10 protein-coding genes are annotated in these 12,086 nt (G+C 37.4%); 5 read left to right on the top strand and 5 right to left on the bottom strand.

The annotated features are described in order from the left end of the window. Positions 1 to 136 precede the first annotated feature (136 nt). From CZ490_RS13045 to CZ490_RS13030, 4 genes are all read right to left on the bottom strand, one after another. A complete protein-coding gene (locus CZ490_RS13045) occupies positions 137 to 487 on the bottom strand; it encodes a GtrA family protein (RefSeq protein ID WP_234987308.1) in 351 nt (116 codons plus the stop codon). 19 nt (positions 488 to 506) lie between these two features. Beyond that, on the bottom strand, positions 507 to 1,535 hold the full coding sequence (locus CZ490_RS13040) for a glycosyltransferase family 2 protein (protein ID WP_077619288.1): 1,029 nt from the start codon (positions 1,533 to 1,535) through the stop codon (positions 507 to 509). Between the two features lie 82 nt (positions 1,536 to 1,617). After that, positions 1,618 to 3,312 (bottom strand): DUF6044 family protein, encoded by a 1,695-nt coding sequence (locus CZ490_RS13035; protein ID WP_077619287.1) that lies wholly within the window; start codon positions 3,310 to 3,312, stop codon positions 1,618 to 1,620. 110 nt (positions 3,313 to 3,422) lie between these two features. After that, on the bottom strand, positions 3,423 to 4,787 hold the full coding sequence (locus CZ490_RS13030; RefSeq protein ID WP_077619286.1) for a S8 family peptidase: 1,365 nt from the start codon (positions 4,785 to 4,787) through the stop codon (positions 3,423 to 3,425). Positions 4,788 to 4,990: 203 nt separating this feature from the next. Here CZ490_RS13030 and CZ490_RS13025 point away from each other — a divergent pair, with 203 nt between their 5' ends. From CZ490_RS13025 to CZ490_RS13005, 5 genes are all read left to right on the top strand, one after another. Beyond that, on the top strand, positions 4,991 to 6,475 hold the full coding sequence (locus tag CZ490_RS13025; RefSeq protein ID WP_077619285.1) for a spore germination protein: 1,485 nt from the start codon (positions 4,991 to 4,993) through the stop codon (positions 6,473 to 6,475). A gap of 41 nt (positions 6,476 to 6,516) precedes the next feature. Beyond that, positions 6,517 to 7,605: a spore germination protein gene (locus CZ490_RS13020; protein ID WP_077619284.1), complete on the top strand. Its 1,089-nt coding sequence runs from the start codon at positions 6,517 to 6,519 to the stop codon at positions 7,603 to 7,605. Continuing rightward, entirely contained in the window at positions 7,602 to 8,687 is a 1,086-nt protein-coding gene (locus CZ490_RS13015; RefSeq protein WP_077619283.1) for a Ger(x)C family spore germination protein, read from the top strand. The genes CZ490_RS13020 and CZ490_RS13015 overlap by 4 nt, the downstream gene beginning before the upstream one ends. A gap of 94 nt (positions 8,688 to 8,781) precedes the next feature. Continuing rightward, positions 8,782 to 9,537 (top strand): (S)-benzoin forming benzil reductase, encoded by a 756-nt coding sequence (locus tag CZ490_RS13010; protein ID WP_077619282.1) that lies wholly within the window; start codon positions 8,782 to 8,784, stop codon positions 9,535 to 9,537. Between the two features lie 106 nt (positions 9,538 to 9,643). Continuing rightward, a complete protein-coding gene (locus CZ490_RS13005; protein ID WP_077619281.1) occupies positions 9,644 to 10,588 on the top strand; it encodes a Gfo/Idh/MocA family protein in 945 nt (314 codons plus the stop codon). A gap of 260 nt (positions 10,589 to 10,848) precedes the next feature. On the opposite strand, the gene CZ490_RS13000 is transcribed toward CZ490_RS13005, so the two are convergent. After that, positions 10,849 to 11,829 carry an ABC transporter substrate-binding protein gene (locus CZ490_RS13000; RefSeq protein WP_077619280.1) on the bottom strand — a complete coding sequence of 327 codons (981 nt, stop codon included), beginning with the start codon at positions 11,827 to 11,829 and terminating at the stop codon, positions 10,849 to 10,851. Between the last annotated feature and the right edge of the window lie 257 nt (positions 11,830 to 12,086).

Below are 12,086 nucleotides of genomic sequence, written 5' to 3'. Positions count from 1 at the left end.
CCTGCATGAATTGTCGAAATGAGGTTGGTTGTTAGGTTGGTTTCGAAAAGAGGAAATGTTGCGGAATTCTAATGGTGAACCAATGAAAAAAGCACTTCTTCTTTGAGGATTTGAACCCAAAAAGTCAAGTGCTTTTTCACTCTGAAAAGACAATATATTTCTGGCCTATATAGTTTGTTATCGTGTAAAATCCTGTACCTAGTATTATGGCTATTTGGTTTGTGAATTGTTCAGAAAGGAAATCCGCGACTGTCTTACTCAAATAAAATGAAAGAAAATAGCAGCATATAATAACTGTAAGAAACAATGGGATACTCCTTTTAAATGAAGCTCTGCTACTAAAGGTAAAGCGCCTATTCATTACGTAGCTAACAGTCGCACCAATCAAATTACCTATAAATGTTGATTGCCAATAGGATAAACCTACTATTTCTAGAAAAAAGAAAATACTTGTTAGACCAACAAACGTATTCAAGAACCCAACCATCAAAAAACGGACAAACGAATTAGTTGCTCTTAGATAATGAGTTGTAATCAACCAGATGTTCACCCTCTTTCGGGGATTCAACATCTTCAGGGACACCTAGGTTAAATGTATCAATATCGACCACAAATTTAGGACGTCTTTTTGTCTCCTTATAAATCTTGCCAATGTATTCCCCAATAAATCCTAAGGCAATCAGTTGAAGCCCACCGATTAACCAGATTGAGGTAATTAGTGATGTCCAGCCTGTCTGTGTTTGTCCACTAAATTTTAAGTAAAAAAAGTAAACCCCAAATAGAAAACTTACTAAGAATGATACAAACCCCATTAAGGATATTAGACGTATAGGTGTAACGCTAAATGATGTAATCCCATCAAGGGCAAATGAGAGCATTTTGCGTAATGGATATTTGGTTTCCCCTGCCATCCTTTCTTTACGGTCGTAATAGACAGAGGTGGATTGGAAACCTACTAGTGGCACAACACCGCGTAAAAATAGATTGCTCTCGTTAAATTGTTCAAGTGCTTCGACAGCCCTTTTGCTCATTAGGCGGAAATCTGCATGGTTATAAACGAGGTTCACACCCATGAATGTCATCAATTTATAAAACCCTTGGGCTGAATGTTTCTTGAAAAATGTATCTGTCTTTCGTTCTCTCCTCACACCATAGACAACCTCAAACCCTTCAGAAAAACGCATCAAAAACTCCCGTATCACAGCAATGTCATCTTGTAAATCGGCATCAATCGATACAAGGCAATCAGATTGGTTCTTGGCTGCAAATAGTCCTGCCAATAAAGCGTTTTGATGACCAGCATTTCGTGCGAGCTTAAGTCCTTTTATTTTGTTGTCTTTTAGTCCATGTTTGTATATGATTGACCATGTTTTATCCTTGCTTCCGTCATCGACAAATAATAGTCTGCTTTTTTCAGATATGAGTTGGTCATTAATCAGTTCGTCCAGAAGAACCGTTAGTTGTTTTATTGTTTCCGGGAGAACCTCTTCTTCATTGTAGCAAGGGATAACTATTGTGAGTAATGGTGCATTCATGTTGTTTCCCTCCAGTCCGATGAAAATGACACATCGATATAGGAACTTCGACTATTTTCATCCACCTTTTTAAAATCTGTTTTTATTGAGATATTGATACGCGATATAAATAAATCTTCCATGCTGATTCAGAAGAATCGAAGGTTTTTTCATGGATCAGCTGGTTTTCAGCGGCATTTTTTATTGGCAATGACGAGATAATAAAGCGTCCGCCCATGTCGTGAAACGCCTGCATATTCAGTTCCATTCTCTTTATTTCTTTTTTAGAGTTTTTCTTGAACATATAATGTTTACCGAGCTCATCTAGGAAAATGTAGCACCGTCCGCCCCATTCATCGAAATATTCTCGTAGTTTATGATCCTTCTCTAATTCCTTCTCTATTATTTCGCGAAATTGATATTTGTAGGATAGTGGATAAAAGTTATTGTAGGTATCCAACGTGTAAAAACCGTTAAACTGTGCAATAGCGGGATGCAGACCAATGCTTGCTACACGATAATTCTCCTGTGGCAAACCAATATATGCTTTAATATCTCCAAATTGTTTTTCCGCAAAGAACTGTTGAAAAGAAGGCTTCTTTCTGTACACAATTTCTTCATTAAAAGAGGCTACGAACAGTAATTGTGCAGCTAAAAAAAACAGACATGCGTGTTTCCATCCAGCTCGATATTCCCAAAGTATTTTTAATGAAATAGCAAATAACACGTAAATTACCATTGGACGTAAGAAATGGTATCTTGCAAAATTAAAGGTATTTAGAAAATGAAATCGCTCCGTTAACGGAATCCATCCTTTATAGAACCAAAAAGCATACCATATGGACAAAACAGCATTAAGAATATGTAGGAAAATAAAGACCTTTTCTTGTTCCCAGCGTTTTTTCAATACTACAATATTTAAGGATAAAAGCGTAACTGGTAAAATGATCAACCCATGGACACTCATGACATGGTTATGTCCCAGTACATAATTTTTCAGAGATAACCGTACAGCCCGAAGGAATGATAACCGCGCATGAAAATATTCATCACGGCTATTCGGCTCATCCATGAAAAGAAACGAATACACGAGTCTGTACTCTACAACCATAAAAATAAATGTGAAATAAATGAGAGCTGATAAAAAACGAAGGTTCCATCCCTTACCACGGATCACATCAACGACCCAAAGTATACCCATAGCACTGATAAAAAAGAAAAAACCTAGAACGATGCTAGCGTAAAGAGACAGTAACGTAAGTGTCAACCAGTTTACCCACGACCTCTCACCTGCACGAATATTAAGAAGTGCCCAAAGTGCAAGTGGCATTCCAAGTGTACTTAGCATCCCTGATGGCCAAAAAGGTGTCAGAGCAAAAGCTAATGAAACCCCAATTCGTATCCAAGCCCATTCCTGATTCGTAATAAAGTGCTTTTTTAATAATAAATACATGCCAAGAAATGCAAATACCCGTGTGATGAATTGGCTTAAACCATAGGCAATCATTGGCGGGAAAAGTGCATGTAGCCAAACAATACCGCTAAATTCTGTACCAAATGCACCTCTTTGGAGATGACCGTTTATGATTTGGGGGATGGTCGCATCTACTGAACCAAGCATTTGACCGCTCTCTGCTAGAATCCGATACCAAGCTAAATTTGAATCCAAATTGTCATGAACCCGTAAATGTGCATTCTCTCCAAGGATGAAATAGGGAGAAACAAAAATGACAATGAGTAAAAGTGCAATTATGATGAGACGATACTCACGACGTTTCAGAGTTCCAGTATGAGACAATGGTATTTCCTCCAACTTCCATTTTTGCCACTTCCGTTTTTAGCGTCTCCGAAAGACGATTGGAATATGAATGAGAATAGAAAAAAAGTGGGGAAACCCCACTTTTACAGTTAATTTCCTTGTTCAGCTTGCTCAAGAGCTTGAACAATATCGATTAGTCCTTCTCCATAGTACCTGTCTTTCCCTACCTGTCCTAAATCCAAGCTTGTTCCTTTGATAATATCCATGATTTCCTTATTGGAAAGGTTAGGATTTATAGAGCGCATTAGAGCTGCAAGTGCGGCAACATGTGGTGCTGCCATAGAAGTCCCTGATAAAGCAGCATACTGTTCATCAATATACGTACTTGGAATAGTTACTCCTGGTGCAGACACATCAATATAATCGCCATAATTTGAAAAGTTGGCTCTATCACCGTTCAAATCTACTGCAGCTACACTTAACACTTTTGGATAAGCTGCTGGATAGCTTGGCTGGCTCGAATTATCATTTCCAGAAGCCGCAACCATGACTACGTCATGACGGTATGCGTAATCGACTGCCTGTTTTAACAGTTTTGAACCTTGGTAATTTCCGAGAGAAAGGTTTATGACGTCGGCACCATGGTCCGTCGCCCAAATGATACCGCGGGCTATATCAAAGGTTGAACCATATCCATCAGACCCCATAACCTTAATTGGCATGATTGGATTAAACCATGTAATCCCCGCAGTCCCTTCATAATTATTCGTTTGTGAAGCGATAATCCCAGCTACATGAGTTCCATGTCCATTGTCGTCATCAGGTACATTATTGTCCTCTAACATGTTATAACCACCTGCGATTCGATTAATCAAATCTGGATGGTCAAGGTCGACACCTGTATCGATAATTGCAATCTTGACATTTTCAGACCCTTGAGTGATGTCCCAGCCTTTTTCAGAATCAATCATCTTTAAATTCCATTGGAAATCACTATATAAGAAGTCGTTTGGAAGCTGTTGATTTTGCATTAAAATAAAATTCGGTTCAGCAAATTCCACATTTTTGTTGCTTTCAAAATACGATATCAACTCATTTGTCTTTTTAGTAGTTGATTCGAAGATATATGATGAATCAAGTTTTCGTAATAGCTTTCCATCAATTTCTTTTTCTATCTTCTTAATTTCATCAGGAGTTAAATGCTGCTTAAAGTCAACTACAACTTGATGGTGGTGGTAATGGCTTTTGTCTTTACCATTGTGGTCAATGACATCAATTTCTTCATGATTGTCTAATTGTTTTTGTACCTGGTTATAAAGTTGAATCGAATCAACATTCATAATTTGAGGAGGTACATTTATTTCTTCATTTCCTAATTGAATGGTGTTATTAGTAGTAGACGTTCTTCGGTTTGATTTGTCTTCGTCCTTATCGAAAAAAGTAAAGGAAACAAAGAGCGATAATCCAATTGCAATTAACAATGCAACAGTAGCAATTCTTTTTCTATTCCACATTTTATCTCACCTCAAACACTCTTTTCTTTATTATCCTGCTGGTTACTCTGTTTCATGCTTCGATTTCATTCCAATAATTTCATGGCAGATAGAAATTCCATGCATAAATTCCATACATTTCAAGGAATAACTAACAGAAGGGAAAGTTGTGGAACTAGAAAAAAGAGTGCTTAGATAGATGTTAATGCAAAAGGGAGGTAACTATGGCAAATTGGTTTAAAAAAGAACATAAAAAACCTCGTTTAACAGAGGGAATTTATCAAACATTTCGCAAATCACAAGACTTTATTTGCGCATTTAATAGCCAAGCCATTCGTCCTTTTTGGATTTGTTACCAGCGCAATATAATCGATACAAAAATGCTACAAGAAGGAATCCTTCCATATTTACTATATGCAAAGGTCTATTCAATTAAAGAGCTAAAAGGGATTATTCCGAATAAGGAGATTATCATTACAAAGAAGGAAGATGAAATTGAGGATAAGTTGCTTCAAGGCTTTATCATGATTCAATTTCATAAAAATGATAATGAATGTGCCCTGATTAATGCTGTGAAGTTTGAAAAAAGATCAGTTAGTGTTCCTGAAGTAGAATTTAGTGTGAATGGTCCAAAAGAGGCCTTCGTAGAGTCACTTGATACAAATATAAATCTCATACGAAGACGCTTGCCAGTGCCTGAATTACGAGTAAAGGAATTGACTGTTGGAAAAGTATCGCGAACTAAAGTAGCAGTTCTTTATATAGAAGACATTGTGGATAAGGAGAATGTTCAAACCGTTTTACAACGGATTAAGGATATTGAGTATGACCAGATAAGTGATAGCTCTTTTATCTCTCAAATGATTGTGGACAACTCGAACTCCCCTTTTCCGCAACTACTAGAAACGGAGCGTCCTGACAGAGCTGCCTCTGTTTTAGTTGAGGGGAAAGTGGTGATGATCACTGAAGGTTCTCCACAAGCGGTCATTACACCAACGACGCTTGTTGAGTTCTTTTCATCATTTGAAGATTATTTCATGAATTGGTATATTGCTTCTTTTGTTAGGATATTACGACTGTTTGCGGTTATCTTCTCAATCTTAATAACGCCTTTATATGTTGCTGTTCTTACCTATCATCATGAGTTAATTCCTAGAGATTTATTGGCGACCTTAGTTATCTCAAGACGTGAGGTACCTTTACCACCCATCTTGGAGGCCATTTTTCTAGAACTTACGATTGAACTACTTCGTGAGGCTGGGGCAAGACTTCCTGCAAAAGTTGGTCAAACAATCGGTATCGTAGGCGGTATTGTTATTGGAACAGCATCTGTTGAAGCTGGATTAACGAGTAATGTTCTTTTAATTATGATAGCACTTGCTGCACTGGCTTCTTTTACAACACCAGTTTATACAATGGGCAACACAATCCGAATTATTCGGTTTCCCTTTCTACTATTTGCCGAGTTATGGGGCTTATTAGGAATTGTTGTATGTTTCTGTTTTTTATTGACACATTTAATTCGATTAACATCGATTGGTCGACCATACTTAGAACCAATTTATCCTTTGCGTCTCAGGGATTTAAAAGATGCATTTGTTCGTTTCCCATTTTCTCAGCTCTCAAAGCGTCCAGTATACGTTCGTCCACAGGACAAAAACCGTGTTAACCAAGATAAGGTGAACCAGAAAAAAGACATTGATGAATAGACCTTACCTATTAGACGCATTTGATACAAGGAGTTGCAGCTATGGTTAAGATTAAAGAAAAATTTTTAGTTTCGCCTTACTTGGTATTTTTCTTAATTCACTCCATGCAAGTAGGGGTGGGGATGCTTGGTTTCCAACGAATCATTGCTAAATCAGCAGGTTATGATAGTTGGATTGCTGTCATCTTTGCAGGAATTGCGGTACATATCATTGTTTGGATGATTTATAAAATCCTTAATCATTCAAACGGGGATATTATCGATGTACATAGAGAGGTTTTTGGAAAATGGCTAGGAGGTTTTTTTAGCCTCTTATTTTGTATCTACCTCTTCACGATGGCGGTGACTGTTTTACGGACTTATATAGAGGTTGTACAGGTCTGGATATTTCCAGAATTTAAAGGATGGGTTTTTGGTTTTTTTACGATGGTTCTTGTTTACTACATTATTACTGGCGGATTTAGAACCGTAGCGGGTATTTGTTTTTTTAGTGTCGTATTTCCAGCATATATCTACCTATTTGTCGTCTTCCCATTAGAAGATGCTCAAGTGCGAAATTTATTTCCCATCTTGAATCATTCCTTCCTCGAAATGGTAAAGGCGGCAAAGGATATGACTCTAAGTATTCTAGGGTTCGAACTACTGTTGATTTACTATCCATTTATCAAAAATCCAGCAAAGTCGCAAAAGTGGGCTCATTTGGGAGTTTTAGCAACGACTTTAGTTTATATGTTTGCAGCCCTAGTAGCTGTTTTATTTTATAGTGCTGGTCAACTTGATAAAAAGATATGGGCAACGCTGTCCATGTTTAAAGTAATTGTCATGCCTTTTGTAGAAAGATTTGAGTATGTGGGAATCGCAACATGGTTTCTTGTAATCCTGCCGAATATTTGCCTAGCAATCTGGGGTGCCAGTAGAGGGGTTAAACGAATACTATCGGTTAAACAACGAAAGGTATTATTTTTCATCTTACCATTGGTTTTAGTAGCAACCAGTTTTTTTAAAACACGTCAGCATATCGAAATGCTTAATGAATATATGGCCATGTTTGGTCTCTATTATGTCTTTGGTTATATTCCGGTTCTCTTTGTTATCACACTAGCTATTCGGAAACTGAGGGAGAAAAAATGAAGAAGATTCTAATTGGAATTACGATAGTTGTAATTGCGGTTGTAACAATAATATATGGCAGAGTAAGACAGGAAATTATTGATGAAGTGAATATTGTTGCGGCCGTTGGGATTGATAGGGCAGAGGGTCAAAAGGTTAGGGGAACAGCTGTGATACCTGTATTTAAAGCCGATAAGAGCATAGAAAATACGAGCTTCACAGATGAATCTGTTTTAGCAAAGGAAATCATGAATGTTCTACAAAAAAAAGCAGCCGATCCTTTAGTAACAGGGGGAATTCGCGTTGCTTTGTATGAGGATGAGCTTGCCAAAAAAGGAATCTTACGGTACGTTGATGCCCTCCAACGCGATGCTAGTATAGGTTCAAAATTGTTATTAGCGATTGTAGAGGGAAAAACGAGTGAGGTGTTAGAGAAGAATTTAGGAAACCGGGGGACAGGGGAATATCTTTCTACAATCATTGAAAATAATATGAATAAACGAGATGTTCCTAATTCGGATCTTCATATCTTTATGTTTCGACATTATGCAAAGGGGATGGACCCATATCTACCCATTATTAAATTACTTGATGACGACAAGGTAGAAATCGTGGGAATCGGGTTGTTCCAAGATGGAAGATTGGTTTCACAAATTCCCGAACCTGAATTGTTTTTCTTTAAGTCGATGGTACAAAACTATGGTGAAGGATCTTATACCTTAAGTTTAAAGGGAAGCGATGATTTCGCGTCTATCAAGCGTATTTCTACAAAAAGGAAGGTACTTGTAGAAGAAGTAGACGGTGTACCTAAAGTGAACATATCGATTAAATTCAGAGGAGTCCTGAGCGAGTATTCAGGACAGAGAACAAATCCAAAGATCATTAGCCAGATTATAAATGAACTCGAAACCACCATTAAAGAGAAATGCGAAGAGATGCTAGGGAGTTTTCAAAAAATGAATATTGATCCAGTTGGTCTTGGCTATATGGCCAGACATTCACTACGTGATTTTGATAATGAACAATGGGAGGTGGATTATCCTTCTATAAAAGTTGAGGTTCATTCTAAAGTCATCTTGACAGAGACCGGTATTATTGAGTAAAAAAGGGTAGTTGCTTAATTTTAGGTATTTTATTTTCGGGGTATGATATACTTTTCGTATATAGAATAGATAAAAGTTAATAGGAGTGTCTTATTTGAAATATTTTATTATTACCGGAACCTCAAGGGGACTAGGAGAATCCATTGTTAACCAAATCATGGACAAGAAACACACCTTATTTTGTATTTCTAGAAAGCAAAACAATGAACTAAAAGAATTAGCATCCGAAAAAGGAGTTAATCTCTATTATTTTTCTTGTGACCTTCAAAGGACTGAAGAGATAGAAAAAATAATGGAACGAATTTTTTCATCAATTGATTTTTCAAACGCTGAAGGGATTTACTTGGTGAATAACGCAGGTATGATTGACCCAATTAAACCAGTAGGAAAGGCAAGTCCTAAAGAATTAACAGAGAACATTCATGTTAATTTGTTAGCACCAATGCTCTTAAGTACATACTTTATCCGTCACACGGCCTCTTTTGCAACAAAAAAGGTGATTGTGAATATCTCATCAGGTGCTGCAAACCGTGCAAGACATGGCTGGACGGCTTACTCAACGTCCAAAGCAGGAATTGATATGTTTACAAAATCTGTAGGGTTGGAGCAGGAATCAGCCGAGCATCCTGTAACAATTCTCTCATTTTCACCAGGTGTTATGGATACGGAAATGCAATCAGTTATTCGAAAAACAAAGCAAGAGGATTTTACAGAGGTTGAGCAATTTATTGAGTTTAATGAAAAAGGTATGCTACGATCACCTGAATTCGTTGCAGGTGTTATCTTAGACCTTATCTTTAATCAAGAGCTTATCAATGGTCATGTATATGATATAAAATCATTTGTATAATCTTAGCCCCCTTCAAGCTCTGTTTGGAAGGGGGCTATTTTTGTGCCAAAATAGACGATTAGAAAGAGTGTCTTTATAATGGAAAAAGAGAGAGGAGAGAGGTAAAATGACCCTTTTAAAAATCGGAGTAATTGGACTAGGGGCAATTGGAGAAAGACTAATCCAAGCTTTTACTGCACACAAAAACACAGAAGTTACAGCAGTAGTTGATACAAATAAAGAGCGGGCAATGTCTATGGCAAAGAAACTTGGAGGAGTCCATTGGTATGCTAACCACAAGGAGCTGCTAGCGAATGAGGAGTTAGATCTCGTCTATATTGCAGTTCCACCTAAATTTCATCATGCTGTTGCAATCGATGTAATAGAGAAAGGAATTCATTTATTATGTGAGAAACCACTTGCAAATTCACTTGAAGAGGCTAAAGAAATGTATGAAAGAGCAAAACAAGGTGGAATCATTCACGCAATGAATTTTCCACTTAATTATAGCAGTCCTGCAAATACATTTGAAAAATTAATCAAGCAAGGATACATAGGAAACCTTAGAAAGCTAGAATTATCAATGAATTTCCCTAATTGGCCGCGTTTATGGCAACAAAATGATTGGGTTGCTGGAAGAGAACAAGGTGGATTTGTACTTGAGGTAGGAGTGCATTTTATTCAGCTTACTCAACGAATCTTCGGTGAGATTACCCATTTAAATAGTGTGTTAGAGCTTCCTGAAGATGAATCCAAATGTGAAACGGGTGTTATCGGATCATTAGAAGTAAACGGAACACCATTTTTAATTAATGGGATTAGTCAAATCGCTGGATCCGAAAGAATTGCATACACCGCATATGGGACAGAAGGGACCCTCTCTCTAGTAGATTGGGGGAAGCTCGAGGGTGGTAAACTAGGTGAGGGGATTCAGCCAATTCATACTACTGAAATTCAATCTACGCTTCTCGATCATCTTGTTGCAGCCATTGAAGGAAAAGAAAATCGATTGTATACATTTAAGGACGGATATGATGCTCAGGTTATTTTAGAGAAGCTAAGAGCAATATAATAACAATAAGCTCCCACAAAAGTGGGAGCTTCAGACTGTTGACAAACGCTCGCATACTTCGTTGCTTGCCTCTCTCGTTGAGCTCATGAAGACAACTTCTATTCGCGTCTTCGATCGGCTGCGCGCCTTGTATGACAAGCACTTTCAAGTCAGTCTGGGAAAGCAATTCTTACTAGTATTGTTTGAAAAATGAGTGTAGACAAAGTCAAGATTGACTTTGTCTACACCATTAAGCTCCCACAAAAGTGGGAGCTTAATGGTTACTCTGCCAAATATTTCTCAATATCATCGAGCATTAGGTTAGCTGCTAAAACGCCACCAGCCGTATTCCAAATCGGGTCACTAACTTTGTGGTCATTTTCTTCTTTAACAGCATTTAACCCTTTCCAAAGGGGATTGTTTGTCCATTCTTCTTCAACCTTAGTAGCTTCACCACTACCTGTCTCATAGGTGAAATAGAAAATAACGTCCCCGTCCATTAAAGGGATTTTCTCTTGGTCAACTTCTCGTACAAATTGATCATCAGGATTTTCTGCAAATAAATCAACCTGTTGTTGAGGTCGTTTCAAGCCTAACTGCTCAAATATGACACCTGAAAAAGAATCCGTATAGTAAATTCGCGTTCTGCCTTCCATAAATCGAACGACTGATACTTCAGTATCTGTGTTAATCTTCTCCTTCACTTCATTCAAATGATCTTCGAATTCAGCAAGAATTTCTTTACCTTTTTCTTCTTTATTGATTGCTTTTGAATAAAGAGTAAAATTCTTTTGCCAATCCCCACGTAAATCTTCAGCAAAAACAGTTGGAGCGATAGCCTTTAGTTGCTCATAAATATTTTCTTGACGCATCTTATTGCCGATAATTAAATCTGGCTCAAGTGCAGCAATAGCTTCAATATTTACATTGCTTTCTTCTCCTACGACCTCGACACCTTCCATTTGTTCCTCAATATGGTCATACCAAGGGTCGCCAATCCAAGAACGAACAGCGCCAACAGGTTTAACGCCCATTGCTAACAGGGCCTCAGTTCCCTCATTTGTTAAAATAACAACTCGTTCAGGTTGTTTGCTAATAGGTGTAGTACCCATTGCATGTTCAACTGTGTATGTATTTTCACCCTCTGGATTTGCTGCATGATTTCCTTTATCGGTATTATCTGCTTCACCACAAGCAGCTAAAAGAAGTGATAAGAAAGCCAATGTTAGAAATCCATGAAATGCCATTTTTCTAAAGTTCATCTTGTATCCTCCTGTTAATTGATAATGATTTTCAATTACTTATAATGATAGAGTGATTTGGTTATGTAGTCAATATATAAATGAGAATAATTTTCATTTAGTTTGACAACAATTTTTACTTCCAATAGACTAAAAGAGGAATAGGATTTCGATCATTGCTGTTTAAGCTATGTATAAGATGGCATGGGTAAAGTAAAGCCTAGATATAAACATATTATTAACATAAACATGTTTAATAAATGTCATACATGTCTTTC

The organism is Litchfieldia sinesaloumensis (genome assembly GCF_900156865.1).
Taxonomy (GTDB): domain Bacteria; phylum Bacillota; class Bacilli; order Bacillales; family Bacillaceae_L; genus Ferdinandcohnia; species Ferdinandcohnia sinesaloumensis.
This window is presented reverse-complemented; position numbering and strand designations above follow the sequence as displayed.